Below are 21,797 nucleotides of genomic sequence, written 5' to 3'. Positions count from 1 at the left end.
CGATGCTGGGCACCCTGGTTGACGCGAGAGCAATTGGAAGCGGTCGTTGCGGACACGAAGAGCAGCAACAAGCTGTGGACTCCGGACCAGTGCGCGACTGCTCATAGTACCCATTCGCGACCGTCAAGCCTTCGGCTTCCGGTTCATCGGAGCCTGCGACGACCCGAACTACAAAGTTCGGCTCGAGCTGAAGCGAGTAAAGTACGCCACCTATTCGCGTAACTACCGAAAGAGGAACGGCACGGGCGCCACGCGTGGCCGTCCGCGACTCTTGCTCTCGCCGGAGGCGAAGGCGGAGCGTGAGCGCGTGCAAGCTAAGGAGCGCGCAAAGAGGAAACGAGAGCGTGACCGGTTTGGTCGTCCTATCAGTTCAGGCCGCGGCAGGTGGCAACGTCACAGCGGAAGGAATTTCTTTTGTGGATACACCCCGGCGGTCAGTCCGACAGCTTTGAAGGCCATGCGAGCAACGATCCGAAGCTTGCACATTCCCCGGCAAACGCCGGGGACGCTGGCTGAGATTGCCCAACAGATCAATCCGCTCCTCCGGGGGTGGATAGGTTATTATGGTCGGTTCAGCCGTTCAGCGCTGTTCTCTCTGGTCGACTACGTCAATCAGAAGCTGAAGGCGTGGATCATGCGAAAGTACAAGCGCTTCCGGCTCCACAAAACCGGTGCTTCGCTGTTCTTGCGAAAGCTGGCTCGGAATAACGCGGAGCTGTTCGTACACTGGCAGTTCTTCGGAACGACCACGTTCACCTGACGGGAGCGGTGTGAACCGAGAGGTTCACGCACCGTTCTGCGAGAGGCCGGGGGTGAAAATCCCCCGGCCTACTCACCCCTGGGCCAAAACCAACATGACGCGCACCCACGGCCGTGCGCCACGTGGCGAGCGACTGGTCGCCAAGGCCCCGCACGGCCGCTGGCGGACGCTGACCTTCCTAGCCGCCCTGCGCCATGATCGCATCGACGCGCCCTGCGTGATCGATGGTCCGATCAAGGTGAGAGCTTCCTGGCTTACGTCGAGCAGATGCCGACGCTCAAGCCTGGTGACATTGTCATCATCGACAACCTCGGCAGTCACAAAGGCAAGACCGTCCGTCGCGCCATCCGCGCCGCTGGCGCAAAGCTGTTCTTCCTGCCGCCCTACAGCCCAGATCTCAATCCGATCGAGCAGGTCTTCGCCAAGCTCAAGACCTTGCTCCGAAAGGCAGCCGAGCGAACCGTCGAAGCAACCTGGATGCGCATCGGCGCTCTACTGGACTGCCTCACGCCGCAGGAATGCGCCAATTACATCGCGAACGCCGGATACGCTTCGACGTGAAGAAATCATGCTCTAACAGCCCGGCCCGGGGGGCGACGCTCAATTCCTCTCCGAAGAACACCGCGAAAACATGGCTACGACGACAGCGAGCAGCGATCCGCTCTTAGCTGGAGAGCGCAAATGATGCGGCCGAAGCTCACCTGATGATGCCGTTGCACCTCCATCAAGCTCACTCTCCATTAGATCTCGGGACCACACTTGCCGAGCCGGACGACTGTTCTTATGGGAGCAGTCCCTGCCGAAAGGCGAGGGCCACAGCATGTGGAAGGGTGAGTGCAGCAAGATTTCGCCTGGCATTGTCCAGATGAAACTTCACGCCTCGCGGCGTGACGTCAAGAAGCTCCGCAATGTCCTGCATCGTCTTGCCGTCGGAGATCCACGCGAGACACTGCCGCTCGCGCTGGGTTAGTGGGCTTCCCATCGCGCCGCCTGGTGACGTGCGTCCGATCTTGGCACTCACATGGGCATGGAAGGTGAGACCCACCGTTTGCAGCATGTCTTGCGAGGTCTCGATGAAACGATCGAGTCCAAGGCTGCGGTCGTCCGCCGCGAGCGTGAACGCCGCGAACTGGTTTTGGCTTGAGGGAATGCGAACGGTCAGGCCGGTCCTGATCTTGAAGCTGAGCGCATCGTCAAACAGACGGCGTTCTTTCGGCGACTTTGCGCTTCGCGCCTCACGTCCATCCCACAGGAACATCCGGCTAGTGTTTCGCGGTTCCTGAAGAACGGGATCGATGTTGTCGTATCCTTCGCGAAAATAGTGACTTGTCCAACTCTTCGGATAGGAAGAGATCAGCTTGGGGCCATTCGCGCGGTGGCCAAAATAGGCGAACCAGCGGAAACCCAATGCATGCGCGGTTCGTTCCGCGACACGCCGAAAATCATCTTCCGTATGGGCAGAGTGAAGACAATCGACAAATTCACTGCACGCTCGTTTGACATCTTTCATTGCGTCAACTTCAGTACTTCCTAATCCCCAAACGCGAGCACTTCGACGATTCGCGCTCTACGTGTAGGCGGTGTATTGCGAGGTTGCGGCAGCTTTGGGGCAAGAACAATTCCAAAACGCCCTGTCAGAACTGACAGCGCAACGCTGTGACCGCCCCTGCTTTCTTTCTCTCGAAGCTGTGATTCGTAAGCGGGAGGTTAAGAATGAAGGTCATTGTGCGCACCCGTGCAGCGCTCTTGCGCGATTTTGAGTTGGCAATGGGAATGCATCGTCTGCGGGGGCGCGTGTTCAAGGAGCGGCTCGACTGGGATGTCGCTGTTGCGGGCGGATTGGAGATCGATCACTACGACGCGCTCAAGCCGACTTATCTCTTGGCGCTCGAGCGGCGCGACGTTGTTGGTTGTGTGCGATTGCTGCCGACCACTGGGCGCAACATGCTGGCGGATACGTTCCCGGTGTTGCTGGATGGCCACGCGGCGCCCAGAGCAGCCAGGATCTGGGAGAGCTCGCGCTTTTGCGTTGATACCAAAAACGTCGCGGCGACAGCTGAGAACGGCTTGCGGGAAGCAACGTACCTGCTCTTTGCGGCCATGATCGAATGGGGCCAGGAGCGCGACCTTCAGGCCATCGCGACGGTCACTGATCTGCGCATGGAGCGCATCCTGCGCCGGGCCGGATGGCATCTCGATCGCCTCGGCGCACCTCGTCAGATCGGGGCGACCAAAGCCGTCGCCGGACTACTGCCGGTTACCGTAGAGGCTCTCGGAGCAATCCGAGCGGCCGGGAAGATTTCGGGGCGTGCAATTGACGCGCCGTCAAGCCTTCCGCTCGCGGCATAGCGTCGGCGTCCTCAACCCCGAAACAAAGTCATCAACAATGGATCCTGCTGCATTCTCGGCTCTGGTCGAACAGTGCGCCCCAAGGCCGGACTTCGTACGACCGCTGACAGCGATTGTGCGGCAAGCGAGCTCGCTCGAGCCGCTGCTTATCACAATTCAGGGGCGGAGACCGATTCCTATTCAGGCAAGTGACCGTGACGAAGCGATCCAGCTCGCGACTGAGGCCATTACCGCCGGCCAGTCGGTCCGGACCGGTCTTGCGCAACTTGATGCAGATGAAACCAAGCAGGCCGGGTTGACGGCGACCACGACCTTCGACGCCTGCAAGCATATCGCGGGCCTTGGCAGATTGCTTGAGGCCCGATTGCAAGCAGCAAACGTGAACGCCGCGGGCCGCGATCAGGCCATTGCCCGGGTTGTCGCGAGCTTCGCAGCCAAAGCTCCCCGAACAACGCTCGAGCCCCGTACCCTGCCGGCCGATGCCAGCATTTCCACCGGCGACATGCCGACAAGCAGCACGCCAGCTCCCTCCGTCAGGGAGCGTCCGACCTGGGACGTCTATCGCTCAGGTCTTGGCACATCAGCCTTCGTCTACGAACGATAAGGGATTCTTCTGTTTTGCCCTCAACTCAACACCGCGGTCCGGGCTGGTCCGGCTGCACTGCCAATCGGAGCCGTGTCATGACTTCTCCTCTTAAACACTCCGCTGCCCTACTTTGCATGGGAGCCGTCCTCAGCATCGCCTTGGTTGAACCCGCTCTGGCGCAGACCGCGAACATCGAGGGTGTGCTGCAGAACATCGTCAACATGCTAACCGGCAATGTCGCGCGCCTGCTGGCGACGCTGGCGGTCATCATCGTCGGCATCGCCTGGATGTTCGGCTATCTCGACCTGCGCAAGGCCGCCTACGTCGTTCTCGGCGTCGCCATCACGTTCGGCGCCTCCGAGGTGGTCTCAACCTTGACCGGAGGTCGCTGATGATCGAGTCCCCGCGTCTTACGGAGGATACTTTGTTCCTCGCCTGCACGCGTCCGGCCATGATCGCCGGCGTCACCATGGAGGCCATGGCGCTCAACGTGATGTTTTCCTGCATCCTGTTCCTGGTGGCCGGAAGCATCATCTACGGTTTGGTCGCGATTCCGATCCATGGTCTTTGCCGAATCATCTGCCGGCACGACCCCAACATGTTCCGGATTCTGCTCGCCTGGATCGAAACACGCGGACGCACGCGCAACGCGTCATTCTGGGGCGGATCGTCCTGCACACCGCTCAAGCTCGTTCGGCGATATCGCACACGAGACCTTGGTCATGCATAATGCAGCGCTCAAAACCCGGGAGATCGGGCCCGAAGTCTACCTCCCGTTCGGCCGGCATGTCACCGATACCGTGATCAGTCTCGCGACCCGGGCCCTGCTCACGGTGATCCGGCTCGACGGCACCTCGTTCGAGACCGCCGAGACGGCGGATCTGAACGATCTTCACGCCAAGTTGAACCTCACTTTGCGCAATGTTGCCGATCCGCGGCTGGCGCTCTGGACCCACCTGGTGCGGCGTCGGACGTCAGACTATCCGGACGGTGCATTCCGATCGATCTTTGCAGCTTCGCTCGACGCGCAATACCGCGACCGGCTTCGCAAGGCAGCGCTATTTCGCAATGACCTCTATCTGACGCTAGTCTGGCATCCCGGCCGCGCCCCCGCCGACGCGGCAGCTGCCTTCTTCAAACGGCTGGGTCGGAGCGCTGCGGCTTCCCTCGAGGTCGACAGCGACGCCTTGAAGCGGGTCAACGATGCCACGCGGGATATGGTCGCGGCATTGGAGCGCTACGGCGCCCATGCTCTCGGATTGGCTGAGCGCGACGGCCTCGTATTCTCAGAGCCAATGGAACTGCTCCACGCCATCGCCTCCGGCGAGTGGATGCCAATGCCGTTGCCGCAAGGGCCGATCGGCCCCGCACTCTACTCGAACCGCGTCATCTTCGGCCGTGAAGCCATCGAAATCCGCAGCGCGGGCGGTTCGCGCTTTGCTGCCATGTTTGGACTCAAGGAATATCCGGCGTCAACCAGGCCTGGCCTGTTGAACGCGCTGCTTTCGGCGCCGTTCGAACTCATCCTCACGCAATCCTTCGCGTTTTTGTCGAAAGCCGACGCCAAGACGGTGCTAACGCGCAAGCAGAACCAGCTGGTCTCGGCTCAGGACCCGGCGGCCTCACAGATCGACGAGCTCGGTGACGCGCTCGACGATCTCGAATCCAACAGGTTCGCGCTTGGGGATCATCACCTGTCGCTCCTGGTCTACGCCGAGACGCCTACGCAGCTGCAGGACCACATGAGCGTGGCGCGACGCGTCCTTGCGGAGGCGGGTGCAGTGGTCGCGCGCGAAGACCTCGGGCTCGAAGCGGCTTACTGGGCGCAGCTCCCTGGGCTGTTCAAATATCGGGCACGAACTGGGGCGATCAGCTCGCGCAATTTCGCAGCATTCTCCCCGTTCCACACCTATCCCACAGGACAGCCTGCCGGCAACCATTGGGGACCGGCGGTCGCGATGCTCAAAACCGCATCCGGCTCGCCGTTCTACTTCTCGTTTCATCACGGCGACCTCGGCAACACCTTCATCTGCGGCCCCTCGGGGTCCGGCAAGACCGTCGTGCAGAACTTCCTGCTGTCGCAGGCTGAGCGACTCGGCGCCACTTACGTCTTCTTCGACAAGGACCGCGGCGCCGAGATTTTCGTCCGTGCCGCCTGCGGCACCTATCTGACGCTCCACAATGGCATTGCGACCGGCTGCGCGCCGCTCAAGGCGCTGGAGCTGACGCCAGCCAATCTTTCTTTCCTGGGCGAACTTGTCCGGAAGCTCGTCACGCCAGACAACCGTCCGCTGACCGTGATCGAGGAGGAGCGGATCGATTCCGGATTGCGAGCCCTTGCCCAGCTTCGGCAGGAGGAACGCTCGTTCGGGGCGCTGCGGGCTTTTCTCGGCCAACAGGATCGCGAAGGGATCGGCGCACGGTTGGAGCGATGGTGCAGGGGCGCACCCTACGGCTGGGTGCTCGATGGCGAGCAGGATGCCATCGGGTTAGAGGCCCGGTTCATTGGCTTCGACATGACTGACCTGCTGGATCATCCCACCGTTCGCACGCCGCTCATGATGTATCTATTCCACCGCGTGGAGCGCCTGATCGACGGCCGGCGCCTGATCATCGATATCGACGAGTTCTGGAAGGCGCTTGGCGACGAGGCATTTCGCGATCTCGCCAACAACAAGCTGAAGACCATCCGTAAGCAGAACGGTGTCATGGTGTTCGGCACGCAGTCGCCTCGCGACGCGCTGGCGTCGCCGATCGCGCACACCATTGTCGAACAATGCCCGACGCAAATCTTCCTGCCGAACGCGCGGGGAACGCGCTCGGACTATGTCGATGGGTTTTACCTGACCGACACGGAATTCCGCCTGATCAAGGAGGAGCTCGCACCCGAAAGCCGGCGAGTCCTGGTCAAGCAAGGCCACAACTCGGTGGTGGCGGAACTTGATCTCGGCGGTTTCGACGATGCGCTCGCCGTCCTGTCAGGACGGACGGAAACGGTCGAACTGCTCGACCGCGTTCGAGCGAAGGTCGGCGACGATCCGGCGCAATGGCTGCCGGTATTTCACGCGGAGCGGAGGAACGTCCGATGATGGTTCAGCGTATCCCGGCGATTTTCACCTGCGTGTCTATCGTGGCCCTCCTGACGGCATTTCCCGCAGCAGCGGAGATTGTGTTCGATCCCAGCGTCTATGCGCGGCAATTCGAGCAGCTGACGGAGCTGAAGAAGCAGGTCGATACCCTGACGTCGCAGCTCAAGGTGGCGCAGGATCAATTGAACCAAGCCAAGCAGCTCTACGACAGTTTCAATAAGCGGACAACCGCCAACGACATCGGCGCGCTGCTAAACACGCCCCAGTTCCGGAAACTCCTGCCCCAACAGTTCTCCGACATCGAGCGTCTCGTGGCGGGGCAGGGCGGCGGCAACTTCGCCGACGCGATGAACCAGTACCTTTCGCAGAACCGCGCGTATGCCGGCAACAGCGGCAATTCGTATTACCAGAGCGAGCTCGACCGGATCGCGCGGCAGACCGGCGCCAAGCACTCCATGGGCCAGGCGGTCTACGACACCGCCTCGCAGCGTATCGATGCGCTCGAAGAATTGAGAACCCGCATCAGCACTGCGACCGACGTCAAGGAGACTCTGGATCTGTCGGCGCGGCTCCAGGCCGAACAGGCGCTGCTGCAGAACGATGTGCTCCGGATGCAGGGGCTGGCGATGAGCCAGCAGGCCCGGATGGACATGGACGGACAACGGGAGCGCGAAAAACAACAACAACTGATTGATGAAATGAAGGCGGCGCTGGAATGAAGCTGAAGGCATCCATCTTACTGATCGGATTCACCGCTGCCCTTACGGGCTGCATTGAGGCCGACAAGGGTGAGCAGACGAAAACGGTCGGCTGGTATCTCGACCATCGGGACGAGCTTGCGGCGGCTCTCAATACGTGCGGCGACAATCCCGGGGAGTTCGGAAAGACGCCGAACTGCATCAACGCCAACGAAGCCCGCAACAAGATTACCGTCCAAGAGATTGAAGACGCTCTGAAGTAAGGATCGCCGCGATGGCCATAAACGTCTTTGACAGCTTTCTGAAGGAGTTCGAACAGCCGATCACGACATTCGTGTCGACCTCGGTGTCGAATCTTGCTTCCTACATTGATGGTCCCCTCCGCACGGCCGTGATGCTCTATGTCATCCTCTACGGCTTTGCGGTGATGCGGGGCGCAATCTCCGAGCCAATCATGGAATTTGCCTGGCGGGCGATGCGGATCGTGGTCGTGGTGCTGCTAGCGACCAACTCAAGCGCGTTTCAGCAATACGTCACGGGCCTGTTTTTCGATTCGTTGCCGAAGGAGATTGGCAATGCATTGGCTGGTGCGGGACTGAATACCAATTCCGGGGTTCCGTTCGACCAGCTTCTGACCAAAGGAATTGACGTCGCTAATAGGATTTACAAACAAGCCGGTCTCACCAACATCGCGCCAGCGCTGATTGCCGCCATTCTGCTGGTCTTTGTGGCGGTTGGCTCCTTCTTGCAGTTTGCCATCCTGCTCTATGCCAAAGTTGGTCTGGGCGTCGTGATCGCGCTTGGGCCGCTCTTCATTGCACTTGGATTGTTTGAGGCTACGCGCCCGTTTACGGAGGCCTGGCTTCGGCAGGTCGCGAATTTCGTGATCCTGCTGGTGCTGGTGGTCGCTTTGGTCGGGCTGATGTTAACCACCGTCAGCGGCTTCATCGACAGATTTGCGGCAAATGCCGGCACGGCCGGCGAGATGGTGGTGGCCGCGGTCGCCATCAGCGCGGTGCTCGGTCTGTCCGGATACATCGCGCTTCAACTGCCGATCATCGCAGGCGGTCTCGCTGGGGGTGGCGCTTCGCTCGCCAGCCGGCTGGTCACTAGCCCAATGATTGCCAATGCCACGGCGGCAGCCAGTGGCGCTTATGCCGGCGCGCGCTGGTCAGCCGGCCGCGGTCTCGCCGCAGTGAGAGCCAGCCGGCAGGGCGGCAGTATGCGGCGCACCCGATCGCCGGGGACTACGGCGGCCTAAGCAATTGATCGCCGGCAACAGGCGACAGAGAAACACAGGGGCATCAGAACGATGTGGCGTCGACTATTCATCATATGCGTCATCGCAGTTCAGCTTGGCGGCTGCGCGAGCTGGTCAAAGGGGCCGCCATCATGTGATGGCCAGGCTCGCCGGCCGCTGAACCGTTCGCTGTGGGATTGGGAAACCGGCACGCCACTGGCAGCACCGGAAGCGCCCATACCGCCATCTGCGCCAGCACCGGTCGTCCGCAAAGGCGAGACCAGCCCGGCAGAGCCATCCACGCAACTCGCGGCATCAGACCACCAGGCCGCCATTGCAGCCTCTTACCGCGCTTGCGGCCAGGAGGCGTGAGATGGTCGGGCACGATGAGCTGAAAGCCTATTTCGACAATGCGCGTCGATGGGAACAGGATCTGCTGCTATCTGCGCATCGTTCGCGGCGAACGGCATGGGTGATTGCCGCGGTTGCCTGCGCATTGGCGGTCGCCTCGCTCAGTGCGGTCGCAGCGCTGGCGCCGCTGAAGACAGTCGAGCCGTTCGTGATCCGGGTCGATAATTCCACCGGCATTGTGGACACCGTCTCCGCCCTGACTTCGACGCCGGCGCGGTATGATGAAGCGGTCACCAAGTATTTTCTTGGCCGCTACGTTCGCGCGCGCGAAGGCTACAGCTATCCGGAAGCGGAAACCAACTTCCGCACCATTTCGCTACTTTCGGGGCAGGGCGAACAGGCCCGCTTCGCGGCCTGGTATCGCGGCTCCAATCCCGAAAGCCCGCAAGTCCTTCAAGGCCGTTTCGGGGTCGCCACGATCCGGATCAAGGCGATCTCGCTGCTGGCCGATAATGTCGCCTCCGTGCGCTTCATGAAAGAAAGCCGCAAGGGCGAGGAAACCCGCGTGACCCACTGGGTCTCCACCCTGACGTTCTCCTATGCCAACGCGCCAATGTCCTCCGCCGACCGTCTTATCAATCCGCTCGGCTTTCTGGTCTCGGAATATCGCGCCGATCCGGAGGTCGTGCCATGAAATCCTTCGTTCTTTTAATGACCTTCGCCCTGGGATTCGCGGGGCCGGTGCTGGCGCTACAACAGCCGTCACCGGGCCAACACGACGCCCGCGTGCGCACAGTGACCTACGACCCCGCCAACGTGGTCCGGGTCAACGGCGTGATTCGGGCATCGACCCAGGTGTTGTTCGCCGATGATGAGGAGGTCGCGCATGTCGCCATCGGCGACGCGATTGCGTGGGAGGTCGCGCCGGCAGGCTCAATCCTGTTCCTCAAACCGCGGGAAAAACATCCAGCGACCAATCTGCAGGTCGTTACCACCCGCCCTGACGGGCGCAAGCGCTCGTATCAGTTCGAGTTGTCGATCGCCGAGACGACCCTGGCGGACAGCTACTTCGTCGTCCGCTTCGTCTATCGTGGCGACGAGATGGAGCGTCGGCGCACTGAAGCGGCCGCCCGCGGCGCCGAGCGGGAAGGCGCGCTGATCGACCAGACTTTCGATCTGCATCATGCCTATGGCGCCCGTAACTGGCGTTTTTCAGCGCAGGGCTCAGTTGATCTCGAGCCCGAAGCCGTTTTCGACGACGGCAAGGAGACCACGTTCCGCTTCGCGGGCAACCGTGAAATCCCCGCGATCTACCTGATCAACTCCGACGGTTCGGAAAGCCTGGTGCCCAAGGATGTCCGCGGCGAGCTTGTGGTGGTTCATGCGACAGCCCGGGAGTTTCGGCTGCGCAAAGGCGACAACGTGCTTTGCATATTCAACGAAGCGTTCGATGCCGTGGGGATCAACCCGGGGACGAATACAACAAGCCCCTCGGTCGAGCGGCGGGCGAAGAACTCATCTCCAATCCCAAGGCCACGATAGGCGAGCGCGATATGACCGAACATCACGATGATACGATCGCCGGCGACCGTGGCATTACGCCTGTGGGAGTAGGGGACAATGCTCGCGCGACGATGCTCAAACGCGGCTTCGGCGCGCTGGCGCTCACAGCATTTGCCGCTCTGATCATCTGGGGCACCTGGAAAGGCGATAAGCCGGCGAGCGAGTCCAGCCGCAAGCTGGTGATCCGCCAGGCGGCGGCGTTCGAGCCCATCCCGGAAGCGCCGGCCGCACCAATCACCACGGCCTCAATTGGAGCCGCACCGGTCGCAGCCACACCAGCTGCGCCCGCGCCCGCCTCCGACCAGCTTCTGGAAAGCGCGCGACGCGCGCCGGTGCTGGCCTACAATCGGCCGAGTTCTGCGGGACGTGCGGCCCACGACAGCGTGAACGGAAGTGTCGTCACCGATCCCTATGGGTTTTGGCGGGGCGAGCCGCGCAACGACCTTGCCGATAAGCTGAAGCCCACGCCGATCGAGGGCGTTCGCGCTGCGCGGCTTCCCAACCGGAATCTGCTGGTCACCCAAGGTACCTCGATCCCATGCGTGCTGGAGACGGCAATGTCCTCCGACGTGGCGGGCTTCGTGTCCTGCGTCGTTATCCGAGACGTGATGTCGGATTCCGGCAACGTCGTACTGATGGAAAAGGGCACGCAGGTCGTGGGCGAATATCGCGGTAATGTGCGGCGCGGCTCAAAACGCCTGTTCGTGCTGTGGACCCGCGCCAAGACGCCAACAGGCGTGATCGCGGCCCTGGCGTCGCCCGCCACCGATGCGCTGGGTCGCGCCGGCTTCGATGGCGACATCGACACCCACTTCTTTGAACGGTTCGGCTCGGCGCTGTTGCTGTCCATCGTCAGCGATGCCTCCTCAATCGGACGTCAGCAGCTGCAGGACAGCTCGATCCAGATCAACAACACCACGGGAGCCACCAACACTGCTGCCGGCATCGCCGTCGAGCAGTCGATCAACATTCCGCCCACTCTGAACAAGAATCAGGGCGAGCTCGTCAATATCTTTGTCGCGCGCGATGTTGATTTCTCCTCGGTCTATCAATTGCGGCGGATCGAGACCCGCACGCAGATTTTGGACCGCACCATTCCCGGGGGCCTCGCGGCTCCGGCCGTGGTGACAAAATGATCCAGGTTGCATCGCTCGAACGCGATGGCGGCCGCCTGGTGCTGGCGCGCTATCTGGAGCCGTTGGCTCCATATCTGGCGGACAACTCCCTGACCGAAATCGTCGTCAACCAGCCCGGCGAGATTTTCGTGGAAGGTCCCGGCGGCTGGACCCGGCACGAAGCGCCAGCTCTGACGCATGCCTACCTCTCACACCTGGCGACCGCGGCCGCCGGCCACACCCGTCAGGACATCGGTCCAGAGCATCCAGTGGTGTCGACCACCCTGATCGGCGAGGAGCGCTGTCAAATTGTCGTCCCGCCGGCTGTGCCAGCCGGCACAGTCAGTCTCACAATCCGCAAGCCGTCGGCTTTGACGATGACACTGGACGCCTTTGAGCGGACAACACTATTCGATGAGGTCCGTGTCGCCAATGACGATCTTACGGCCGACGAGCATCGGCTTCTGGCCCTGAAAGAAGCCGGCGCCTGGCACGACTTCCTCAAGCTTGCCGTCGAAACTCGCCGCAACATCATCATTTCCGGGGCGACTGGCTCAGGAAAGACGACCTTATCCAAGGCGTTGATCGCGGCGATTCCGGATCAGGAGCGTCTCATCACCATCGAGGACACCGCCGAGCTTGTCATCCCTCATCCGAATTGCGTGCGGCTGCTGTACGCCAAGGACGGGCAGGGCGTCGCCAAAATTGGTCCGCGCGAGCTTCTGGAGTCCTGCCTGCGGATGCGGCCGGATCGCATCTTGCTGCAGGAGCTGCGCGATGGGACGGCGTTCTTCTATCTGAGGAATGTGAACTCGGGTCATCCAGGATCGATCACAACGGTTCATGCCGACAGCGCCCGGCTTGCCTTCGAGCAACTGACGCTGTTGGTCAAGGAAAGCGCGGAAGGCCGCGACCTTCATCGCGACGACATCCGCTCGCTGCTGCTGCTTCTCGTCGACGTCGTCATCCAGATGCAGAAGCGGGACGGCCGCTACCGCATTTCAGAGGTCTACTATGACCCCGTTCGCAAACGCGCCCAGATCAGTTAGGGCCGCGCAGGGCCTGGCGGTCGCGCTCGCGGGCTGCGCGGTGTTCCTACTGGTCGCCTCGAACGTTCTGCTGCTCGCGCTCAGGCTTCACGACGGAGGACTGCATTGGTCGGAGATAGCGACGGGCTGGCCACGTTACGGCGCTGACCCACGTTTCGACCGCTGGCTGACCCTTTCGACCCTCACTGGGGCGGTTGTGGTCTTTGGCTTGCTCGGCGCCATCCTCCGGCACCGTCCTCTCCCGCTTCACGGCCGCGCTCGTTTCGCGTCCGAGCGGGAAATCAAGGCGGCTGGCCTGCGATCCAAGGAAGGCGTGCTACTCGGCCGCAAGGACGGTGCACTGCTCTGCTTCGGCGGGTCGGAACACGTCTTGGTCTACGCTCCGACCAGAGCCGGGAAGGGCGTCGGCTATGTCATTCCAAACCTGCTCAATTGGCCGGATTCAGTTGTCGTGCTGGATGTGAAGAAGGAAAACTGGGATCGGTCAGCAGGATTTCGCGCAACCCATGGGCAGGAGGTCTATTTGTTCGACCCGCTCGAGGAGAATGGTCGCACCGCGCGCTACAATCCGCTTGGCTATGTGCGCGGCGATCCCGCGGACCTCTATGACGATCTGCAGCGCATCGCGGTGATGCTGTTTCCGGCCGAAAGCCGCGGCGATCCCTTCTGGTTCGAGGCGGCCCGCTCGGCCTTTGTGGCGATCGGCGGCTATGTCGCGGAGACGCCGGGATTGCCACTAACGATCGGGGAGATCCTGCACCAGCTGTCCGCTGGACCCGACCTCAAGGCGCATTTTGAGAAAATCATCGCCGTTCGCAAATCCGGCCTTTCGCCATTGTCACGATATTGCATCACGGCGTTGAACGATTTTCTCGCCGCTTCTGAAAACACCATGAACTCGGTGCGAAAGACCGTCACGGCGAGGCTCGGTCTCTGGCTCAACCCTCGGATCGATGCTGCCACCTCGACCAACGATTTCGACTTGCGGCTGCTGCGGCAGCGGCCGATGTCAATTTATCTCGGTGTGACGCCTGATAATCTCGATCGCATGGCGTCGCTTCTCAATCTGTTCTTTCAGCAGGTGGTCGATCTCAATACCCGCGAGTTGCCGGAACAAAACCCCAGACTCAATCGCAAGGTGCTGCTGTTGCTCGATGAGTTTCCGGCACTGGGCAATGTCAATGTGCTTGCCAAATCCGTGGCATTCATCGCCGGTTACGGCATCCGCCTGCTCACGGTAGTTCAGAGCCCGGCGCAGCTACGCGCGATCTACGGGATGGACGCCGCCCGCAACTTCATGACTAACCACTCTGTCGAGGTCGTCTTCGCTCCAAAGGAACAGGACGTCGCAAATGAGCTCTCGGAGCGCATCGGCTACGATACGGTCAAAGCGCGTAGTCGCAGCGGACCGAAAGGGTTGGCAACGCGGTCGACCAGCGAGACCACCTCCGAGCATCGTCGTGCCCTGATGCTGCCCCAGGAGCTGAAGCTTCTTCCAAAATCCAAGGCCTTCATCCTTGGCACGGGGGTTCCGCCGATCATCGCCGACAAAATCGTCTATTACGATGACAAGGCATTCCTTCCGCGTCTGCTGCCGGCACCCGTTCCGGAAGTGCCCAGCGGACGCTCGACCGCGCAGCTTGGCGCCGAGATAAAGGAGCTTCGCTCCGAGATCGCTGAGCTGCGCGCGGTATTTCGCTCGCGGCCGATGAGCGATGAGGAGGTGGCCGATCCCTCCACGATTCCTGCCGGGGCCAGTTTTGATTTTGGGGACGTGGAGGTTGATCTTGAAGGGCTCTCTGAGGACGACATGAAAGCCTGGACCTTGAAATACATCGACAACCAGGCCATCCCGCGGGCGCGACGCTCCGGCCGCAAGCAGAACGGGCAGCAGCATGAACGGCAAGCGTGAGGATAGCGAGGACTTCAGTCTTGTGCAGCAGGATCGCGCCGGACGCGATCCGAGGCGGGGCGAGGATCTCGAAGCCAAGTCGGTATCAGCCGACAAGTCATCGCCTCAAATGGTCGATGACAAGGCGCTGCCCGATCGTATCCGCCGCAAATACCATGTCATTGCCAATGATGCTGGAAAAGATGGACTAAACGGCGAAGCGCGCCTGTATGCCGACGAGCGCGGCGAATATCTCGCCTTCAAGGTGATGGAAGATCGTCTGATCACGCGGCTAGCCGCGGCCGACGTGATCCGCGACATGGTGAGCGTGGCGCAACATCGAGGGTGGGACGCACTCCAGGTCCGCGGCTCGGCGGAATTCCGGCGCGAGTCTTGGCTTGAGGCCGGCGCTCGCGGTATGGAGGTTCAGGGCTATCAGCCAACGGATCTCGATCGGCAGGCACTCTCCGATCGGCAGGAAGTCTGGAACCGAACACATCCTCGCATGCATGAGGTGGGGGCTCATTCGGTTTCTGACAGGAACGAGCGCTCGGAACGACTTGACTATGACACAGGTGTCTCGGGGCGCTTGATCGAGGTCGGCAGGGCACCGTATCGCAATCATAACGATGCCGAGTCATCTACCTATGTGACCATCGAGCATGATAGCGGCCGCCAGCATCAAGTGTGGGGCGTCGGTCTCGAAAAGGCGACCGCCGATAGCAACGCGAAGCCAGGCGATCGCATTCTCGTGCGCAGGGACGGCGTCGAACAGGTCACGAAAGAACTCAAGGTGATTGATGCCGTGGATGGGCAAACGCGCACCGAGCGCCAACAGGTACCGCGCAACCGTTGGCGGGTGACGGCAGAGAAGTTTCGCGTCACAGATCGGCAGGCGGCGGCAAGTGATCCGGATCTGGTCGCGGCGCAGTCCCAAATGGTGCTGATCGAAAAGGCACTGGAACGCGTCTTTCCGAATGATGAAGCCGCGCGCCATACTATTATGGAGGCGGCGAGGGGGCGGATTGCACAGCATCTCGGGCAAGGACACTCGTTCGACCGAGCCGCTGTCATCGAACGGGTTCAAGACCGTCATCGATTGGAAGGTGATAGGGAGGAAGCTAGTCAAATTCGGATTGACGAGCCCGTGAGAATTCAGCAACGAGATCGGTGATTGTGGAGCTCGGCATGCCAAGCCGGCGCTGAACGCCACGCTGGACAAGACCGGCCGGAAAGCCGGCCCGTGGCGGTCGTGCTGCGGCCCGGCAAGACGCCGGGCGGCGTCGAGGTGCGTGCCCATCTGCGCCGCCTGGTACGGCATATCCGGACGCGGTGGCACCACACGCGAATTACGTTCCGTGGCGACGGGCACTATGCCCGGCCGGAGTCAATGGGGTGGAGCGAGACCAACGGCATCGACTAGAGCATGCTGTTTTTACACGGAAACATATCCTGCGTTTTTGAGATAGTTGGCGCACTCTTCAGCGGAGAAGAGATTGAGGAGCTCGCCCACTTTTCGCCAGGTTGCCTCAATGTCACGAGGCTTGGCAGCTTGGATCAGGTGTTTGAGTTTGGCGAAGACCTGCTCGATCGGATTGAGATCGGGGCTGTAAGGCGGCAGGAAGAGCAAATGCGCGAACATACGGAATGTCCGCTCGTCGACCGCCTTCAGTTCGGCGACGAATTCGAACAGCTTTTGGCCCATCGTGTCGCGCCTCGCCCAGCCTGGCGCCGCGGTGCGGGCAAAGCCGTCGCGCAGCCGCTCGAGCTCGGCGTCCACGCTGCAGCGAGGGGATCACGTCGGCCGACGTCACCGCGCTGCCGTCATGGAATTTGAGGCCGGGACGCAGACGGAACGTGCGCTCACCGGAGCGCGCAAGGCGGTCGGATCGTTGGCTCTCATGATAGCGAACTTGATTGTAGTGTTCGACGAAGGCCGATATCTGCCGTTCGAGATTGCCAGGCAGGTAGTAGTTGTCAAGCAGAATGCGGTTCTTCAGCGTCTGATGCCAGCGCTCGATCTTTCCCTGGGTCTGGGGATGGTACGGAGCACCGCGCACATGCTGCATGCCCTTCTGGTCGAGCCACTTGGCCAGATCGTCCGCCACGTAACTCGAACCATTGTCGCTGAGAAGCCTTGGCCGGTGCGCGATGGCGATGTGGTCAAGGCCGGATGCAGCGAGTGCCTGGTCGAGGGTGGCCGTGACGTCGGAAGCGCACATGGTGGGACCAAGCCTCCAGGCCACGATGTAGCGCGAGAAGTCGTCAAGCACGGTCGAGAGATAGTACCGCCCCCATCCGGTGATCTTGATGGTAGGTGAAGTCGGTCTACCAGAGCTGGTTGACGGCCGTCGTCTTGTCCTTGAACTCGTTCGCGGCCTTGATCACCACATAAGCCGGGCTGGTGATGAGTTCATGCGCCTTCAGCAGCCGATAGACCGACGCCTCGGATACAAAGTACTTTCGTTCGTCGGTGAACCGCACGCCCAGTTCGCGTGACGACAGCTCAGGTAACTCCAGCGCCAGGTCGATGATCTGGCCCCGCACTTCGTCGGGAAATGCGATTCCAGACCCAGTCTGGTCGAGACCGGTGATCGGCCAGCGCTTCAACGCCCCCCTCGCGGTAGCGATCATACCAGCGATAGAACGTGGCGCGTGGGATAGCGCGCTTGTCCAGCGTGCGCTTGGCCGGAAGATGCGATTGCTCGACCAGCTGGATCTCGGCCTTCGGAGGCGGGATACCTCATGCCTCGTCCTCCCCATCCCCGTTCATGCTTTTTTTGAGCAGACGGTTCTCCAGGGTCAGATCGCCTACGGCCTCCTTCAGGGCGGCGGCCTCCCGGCGGAGATCCTTCACCTCGCCGGAGGTCGCAGCTCGCGCCGTGTCGCCCGCCAGGCGGCGCTTGCCGGCCTCGAGGAACTCCTTGGACCAGCCGGAATACATCGAGGCGGCAATGCCCTCGCGGCAACACAGCTCGGAGATATTTTCCTCGCCGCGCGTTGCGGACGTGGTCTGGGATCTGTCGCTGTTGCGCGAATTTGGCGAGCCGCAAGCCGTCCCTCGACGCCGCCGCTATCGATGTGACCCAGGCGATCGATCTGGACGAAATCCGCGACTTCCACATCATCCATCCGCTACTGCCCCTTCTAGACTAGCACTTGGCCTGCGTGAGCATGAGGCTGACGTGGTGGCCGCAGCAACCGGCTTTCGATCTCTCGGGTCTCACACCTCGCGAGGAAAACGTCGCTCGGCTTGTCGGACGGGGCCGTTCCAACAAGAGAATTGCTCGTGACTTGGCGCTGAGCGAATCGACCGTCAAACATCATATCCATAATATTTTTGGCAAGATGGGACTCTCGCGCCGCTCGCAGATGATGCGTGCGATCCGTGACGATCCCCAAAGTGTTGCCGGAGCGCAGCGTTTATCTGCGTGAGTATTGCGATTGTAAACGGCGCCACCGTATCTGGAGTTCGGTATCATCAACGGCCATCTACGATAAAGTCGGCGCGCAGTTTAAGCGCTCCATTTGAAGATGTACGTTGACGCCCAGCAAACGTTGCGCTGGGATATATCTATATATATCTATATATATCTATATATATATCTAGAGAGAGAGACGCGGTATTTTCGTAGTCGGCCTGCTACAAAATGTGAACGCCCGCCTGACCCTTTGCAGACGTTAAGACATGAAGGTTTGACGAGGCAACGCTGCAGCGGGTTGAAAAGGCGCTCAAACCGAAATTCAACCATCGCAGGCAGATTGGGAGTATCGTCAAACGCTTGGGCCTCGCGCCAAATGGTGATGTAGCAAAGCGCTGGATCGAACTTAGCAAGGCGGCTGGACGCGCACATGAACGCTCATTCCATGAGCGCCTGGACGCTGATGAAACGTTTCGTGCGGAATTCGGCCGAAAGGTCGATGCGGTGATTCGCGCGGTCGCGCCCCAGTTGTAGCATCACTACGTTGCGCTGACACGGCGCGCGAAAGAAATTGCCGAGATGCCTCCTGCGCAGGGCGTGAAGATCTTCCGGAATGAAATTCCGGGAGCCATCCCGCTCCAGCAGTGTTCTACAAAAACGTGCCGGAGACGTGAGCTCAGGCTGGAGGGCTCACGCCGACGGCCTGGGCCCTGGGCACGAAGGACCGGAACCATCCGGCGAGCGCAGTCTGGGGAAGTGCCGGCGAAAGCCTCTACGATTTCGCAAGAGTGCGCCTGAGGGCTGGCGAGCGTGGTGTAAAGCGCTGATGCGGCGTAGGATTCGGTTGCAAAGCCACCCCATCACCTTCAACCGCGAACGCCACGCCCGCCATGACCGATGATACGATTCTGCCATTCTCGTTTCCAACCGTTCACGCCAAGAAAGTCACAGCGGCCTTCGATGGCGGCCGCCTGACCTCGAACGGGGGCGAGATGCTTCTGGCAGCTCGCCTCCGATCGCACCAGCTGTCGTGAAATGGACCCGCGGAGCGGGACCGCTTGAGCCGGTTTGTTAGTTGGAAACTGACCGCTCCTGATTACTTCCTATCACGCTGCCAGAGACTCTGTCTGCTGCTGTTGCTGTGATGGGGTGGACGCCCCCTCGACGGCATCGATGTGCCAAAGTGAAGGGTGTTGAACAGCCATCACGAGAGAGGAAGCGTCCGTGAACGAAGTTAGCACGATTGGACTAGATTTAGCGAAGTATGTCTTTCAAGCCCATGGAGCCGATGCCACCGGAAAGGTCGTTTTTCGCAAACAGCTGCGCCGGAATAAGCTGCTGGCATTCTTTGCCGAGCAGCCGGCTTGCCTCGTGGCGATGGAAGCCTGCTCGGGCGCGCATTACTGGGCTCGTGAGATTGGCAAGCTCGGCCATGAAGTGCGGCTGATCCCACCGGCTTACGTGAAGCCCTTCGTCAAGCGGCAGAAGAACGACATGGCCGATGCAGAGGCGATCTGTGAAGCAGCGCAGAGGCCGACCATGCGTTTCGTTCCCGTCAAGAGTGAAGAGCAGCAAGCGAGCGCGGTGGTGTTTCGGACCCGCGACTTGCTGATCCGGCAGCGGACCCAGGCGATCAATGCTTTGCGTGGTCATCTCGCCGAATACGGGGTGATCATGGCAAAGGGAACGGCCCATGTCGGAGAGCTTGTCGAGCGCGCAATGGATCCAAAAACAAATGTGCCCGAAGCGGCACGGTTCGTACTCGACATATTGATCAAGACGATGGTGACGCTGGAAATGCAGATCAAGAAACTCGACAGCGAGATCACCCATCGCGCCCGAAAAGAAAAAGATGCCCGCCGTTTAATGACAATCCCAGGCGTGGGACCAATGACGGCGACGGCGTTGCTTGCCCTTGCGCCTGCCGCCGGAAGCTTCCGGTGCGGACGCGACTTCGCCGCATGGCTGGGGTTGACCCCGTTACAGCGCTCCACGGGCGGCAAACAGAAGCTGGGTGCGACGTCGAAAATGGGGGAGCGAACGTTGCGACGGTTACTTATCATCGGCGCGACTGCGGTCGTGCAGCAGGCACGGCGGCGAGGCACTTCACCGTCATCGTGGCTCGGGCGCATGATTGCCCGCAAGCCACCTATGCTGGTAGCCACCGCTCTTGCAAACAAGATGGCCCGCGTCGTCTGGGCTCTGATGGCCAACGGTGGGGTCTATAAAGCTCCGGCTGTGGCGGCATAGCCGTCCGGTCAGAGGTCGTCGAGATGTAGGAAGGTTAAACGGAAGGTATGGCGCAACAGTCGAGAGACGGGGTTGGGAAAACCAGTACATGCCCAAGTGCTATCTAAGCACGCCGCTGTGATTTGGACCTGATCCGCGAACTCCCATACGGGCCCGCGACAAATGACGGTCGCATTAAAGGCCGGACAGATGTCAGCCCCCGACTACAGCGCAGCGCTTGACGAAAGATTCTTCTTGCATCCCCGGGGGCGTCCACAGAGGGCATGTGGTCAACGCGTCAGCGTTGTCCACCATGTCCACAGCCTTCGCGGCCTGCATCCGTTCGCGCCAGACCGCCATCGGCGTGCGATAGCCGAGCGCCTGATGAAGGCGACGATCGTTATAGAAGGCGATCCAGCTCGCGACCCCTGCCTTGGCCTCGCGGCCGTCGGCATAGCCCTTGAGATAGATGTCCTCATGCTTGAGCGACCGCCACAGCCGCTCGATGAAGACGTTGTCCATCCAACGACCGCGGCCATCCATGGAGATCTTGATCCCTGCGCCCGCCAACGCGCCGGTGAAGGCCGCGCTGGTGAACTGGCTGCCTTGGTCGGTATTGAAAATCTCCGGCCTGCCGTACTTCGCCAGCGCCTCTTCCAGAGCCGCCACGCAGAACGAGACGTCCATCGTGTTCGACAACCGCCACGCCAGAACCGCACGGCTCGCCCAGTCGATGATGGCGACGAGATAAAGAAAGCCACGGCCGATGGGCAGATACGTGATGTCGGCGGCCCACACCTGGTTCGGCCGGTCGATCGTCATGTTGCGCAACGATAAGGATAGATCTTGTGGCCCGGCGCCGGCTTCGTCGTGTTCGGCTTCGGTCCCAGCGCGGTCATTCGCCGCGAGCCCAGGAACGGCCAGGCGATGAACAGCTCGTCGATCCGCCGCATCAGGGCAAGGTCGTTGTCGTTGGCCGGCCGGGGCGGCCGGTAGACCCCGGAGCGCGCGATGCCAAGCAACAGGCATTGCCGACGGATCGCCAGCGCCTTGTCGGCGCGATCGAGCATTCCTCGACGGTCCGGCGTGCTCATCTTCCGGACCTCCGCGCTAAAAAATCGCGCTCGACCGTCAGTTGTCCAATCTTGGCGTGCAGCTTCTCGATCTCGCGTTCGCGCGTTTCCTCGCTCTCGCGCCCGACACCCGCATCAAAGGCCCGCGCCGCCTGGTCCAGCAGTTGCTTCTTCCAGGCATAGATCTGGTTCGGGTGAACCTCATAGCGCTGGGCCAGATCGGCCACCGTCGCCTGCTCCCGCACCGCTTCCAGCGCAATCTTTGCCTTAAGTGCCGCGTCGATCTTGCGTCTCGTCTTCGTCGTCATCATGCCCTCCGTCTATCAAACGGAGCGGCCCTTTTCCAACTTAACCTCTGGTCCCAAAATCGGGGTCCATTTCA

The 21,797-nt window shown here is 61.1% G+C and carries 18 protein-coding genes and 5 pseudogenes; 19 read left to right on the top strand and 4 right to left on the bottom strand.

Features of this window, described 5'->3' with window-relative positions:
• Positions 1-478 precede the first annotated feature (478 nt).
• Together K359_RS59795 and K359_RS65050 are read left to right on the top strand one after the other, a co-directional pair.
• Positions 479-760: a group II intron maturase-specific domain-containing protein gene (locus K359_RS59795; RefSeq protein ID WP_245284884.1), complete on the top strand. Its 282-nt coding sequence runs from the start codon at positions 479-481 to the stop codon at positions 758-760.
• Positions 761-839: 79 nt separating this feature from the next.
• A pseudogene (locus tag K359_RS65050) lies at positions 840-1,321 on the top strand (IS630 family transposase); the annotation flags it as partial.
• A gap of 220 nt (positions 1,322-1,541) precedes the next feature.
• On the opposite strand, the gene K359_RS0141745 reads toward K359_RS65050, so the two are convergent.
• The gene (locus tag K359_RS0141745; RefSeq protein ID WP_029084492.1) at positions 1,542-2,270 is read right to left on the bottom strand and encodes an autoinducer binding domain-containing protein; all 729 of its coding nucleotides are present in this window, start codon (positions 2,268-2,270) and stop codon (positions 1,542-1,544) included.
• A gap of 203 nt (positions 2,271-2,473) precedes the next feature.
• Here K359_RS0141745 and K359_RS0141740 point away from each other — a divergent pair, with 203 nt between their 5' ends.
• From K359_RS0141740 to K359_RS0141670, 15 genes and pseudogenes are all read left to right on the top strand, one after another.
• Positions 2,474-3,109 (top strand): acyl-homoserine-lactone synthase, encoded by a 636-nt coding sequence (locus K359_RS0141740; RefSeq protein WP_035978060.1) that lies wholly within the window; start codon positions 2,474-2,476, stop codon positions 3,107-3,109.
• Complete coding sequence (locus tag K359_RS0141735) at positions 3,069-3,713, top strand: type IV secretion protein (protein ID WP_245284883.1); 645 nt, start codon at positions 3,069-3,071, stop codon at positions 3,711-3,713. Before K359_RS0141740 ends, K359_RS0141735 begins: the two co-directional genes overlap by 41 nt.
• A 77-nt stretch (positions 3,714-3,790) precedes the next feature.
• Positions 3,791-4,087 (top strand): TrbC/VirB2 family protein, encoded by a 297-nt coding sequence (locus K359_RS0141730; RefSeq protein WP_025038371.1) that lies wholly within the window; start codon positions 3,791-3,793, stop codon positions 4,085-4,087.
• Positions 4,087-4,425 carry a type IV secretion system protein VirB3 gene (locus K359_RS0141725; RefSeq protein ID WP_029084489.1) on the top strand — a complete coding sequence of 113 codons (339 nt, stop codon included), beginning with the start codon at positions 4,087-4,089 and terminating at the stop codon, positions 4,423-4,425. Before K359_RS0141730 ends, K359_RS0141725 begins: the two co-directional genes overlap by 1 nt.
• Positions 4,418-6,784, top strand: a complete 2,367-nt coding sequence (locus K359_RS0141720) for a VirB4 family type IV secretion/conjugal transfer ATPase (RefSeq protein WP_029084488.1) — start codon at positions 4,418-4,420, stop codon at positions 6,782-6,784. The genes K359_RS0141725 and K359_RS0141720 overlap by 8 nt, the downstream gene beginning before the upstream one ends.
• A complete protein-coding gene (locus K359_RS0141715; protein WP_035978055.1) occupies positions 6,781-7,503 on the top strand; it encodes a type IV secretion system protein in 723 nt (240 codons plus the stop codon). Before K359_RS0141720 ends, K359_RS0141715 begins: the two co-directional genes overlap by 4 nt.
• On the top strand, positions 7,500-7,745 hold the full coding sequence (locus tag K359_RS0141710; protein ID WP_029084486.1) for an EexN family lipoprotein: 246 nt from the start codon (positions 7,500-7,502) through the stop codon (positions 7,743-7,745). Before K359_RS0141715 ends, K359_RS0141710 begins: the two co-directional genes overlap by 4 nt.
• A gap of 11 nt (positions 7,746-7,756) precedes the next feature.
• Positions 7,757-8,743: a type IV secretion system protein gene (locus K359_RS0141705; protein ID WP_029084485.1), complete on the top strand. Its 987-nt coding sequence runs from the start codon at positions 7,757-7,759 to the stop codon at positions 8,741-8,743.
• 352 nt (positions 8,744-9,095) lie between these two features.
• The gene (locus K359_RS0141700) at positions 9,096-9,767 is read left to right on the top strand and encodes a virB8 family protein (RefSeq protein WP_029084484.1); all 672 of its coding nucleotides are present in this window, start codon (positions 9,096-9,098) and stop codon (positions 9,765-9,767) included.
• Positions 9,764-10,615, top strand: a complete 852-nt coding sequence (gene virB9 / locus K359_RS0141695; protein WP_029084483.1) for a P-type conjugative transfer protein VirB9 — start codon at positions 9,764-9,766, stop codon at positions 10,613-10,615. Before K359_RS0141700 ends, virB9 begins: the two co-directional genes overlap by 4 nt.
• An 11-nt stretch (positions 10,616-10,626) precedes the next feature.
• Positions 10,627-11,772, top strand: a complete 1,146-nt coding sequence (virB10, locus tag K359_RS0141690) for a type IV secretion system protein VirB10 (protein WP_029084482.1) — start codon at positions 10,627-10,629, stop codon at positions 11,770-11,772.
• A complete protein-coding gene (virB11, locus tag K359_RS0141685) occupies positions 11,769-12,800 on the top strand; it encodes a P-type DNA transfer ATPase VirB11 (RefSeq protein WP_029084481.1) in 1,032 nt (343 codons plus the stop codon). Before virB10 ends, virB11 begins: the two co-directional genes overlap by 4 nt.
• Positions 12,766-14,712 carry a type IV secretory system conjugative DNA transfer family protein gene (locus K359_RS0141680; protein WP_029084480.1) on the top strand — a complete coding sequence of 649 codons (1,947 nt, stop codon included), beginning with the start codon at positions 12,766-12,768 and terminating at the stop codon, positions 14,710-14,712. The genes virB11 and K359_RS0141680 overlap by 35 nt, the downstream gene beginning before the upstream one ends.
• The gene (locus K359_RS0141675; protein ID WP_029084479.1) at positions 14,696-15,865 is read left to right on the top strand and encodes an LPD7 domain-containing protein; all 1,170 of its coding nucleotides are present in this window, start codon (positions 14,696-14,698) and stop codon (positions 15,863-15,865) included. The genes K359_RS0141680 and K359_RS0141675 overlap by 17 nt, the downstream gene beginning before the upstream one ends.
• 48 nt (positions 15,866-15,913) lie before the next feature.
• Positions 15,914-16,111, top strand: a pseudogene (locus tag K359_RS0141670) (transposase); the annotation flags it as partial.
• Positions 16,112-16,126: 15 nt separating this feature from the next.
• Here the strand turns inward: K359_RS0141670 and K359_RS54950 are convergent.
• Both K359_RS54950 and K359_RS65045 read right to left on the bottom strand, forming a co-directional pair.
• Positions 16,127-16,327 (bottom strand): annotated as a pseudogene (locus K359_RS54950) (transposase); the annotation flags it as partial.
• Between the two features lie 259 nt (positions 16,328-16,586).
• Positions 16,587-17,689 (bottom strand): annotated as a pseudogene (locus tag K359_RS65045) (IS3 family transposase); the annotation flags it as partial.
• A gap of 176 nt (positions 17,690-17,865) precedes the next feature.
• Between K359_RS65045 and K359_RS59770 the strand changes: the two are divergent.
• Positions 17,866-18,126 (top strand): response regulator transcription factor, encoded by a 261-nt coding sequence (locus K359_RS59770; protein WP_084518710.1) that lies wholly within the window; start codon positions 17,866-17,868, stop codon positions 18,124-18,126.
• 1,211 nt (positions 18,127-19,337) lie between these two features.
• Positions 19,338-20,363, top strand: a complete 1,026-nt coding sequence (locus K359_RS0141635) for an IS110 family transposase (protein WP_029084477.1) — start codon at positions 19,338-19,340, stop codon at positions 20,361-20,363.
• Between the two features lie 192 nt (positions 20,364-20,555).
• Here the strand turns inward: K359_RS0141635 and K359_RS59765 are convergent.
• Positions 20,556-21,723: pseudogene (locus tag K359_RS59765) on the bottom strand (IS3 family transposase).
• Positions 21,724-21,797: the final 74 nt, after the last annotated feature.

Origin of the sequence: Bradyrhizobium sp. th-b2 (assembly GCF_000426785.1) — a bacterium.
Classification (GTDB): Bacteria; Pseudomonadota; Alphaproteobacteria; order Rhizobiales; family Xanthobacteraceae; genus Bradyrhizobium; species Bradyrhizobium septentrionale.
This window is presented reverse-complemented; position numbering and strand designations above follow the sequence as displayed.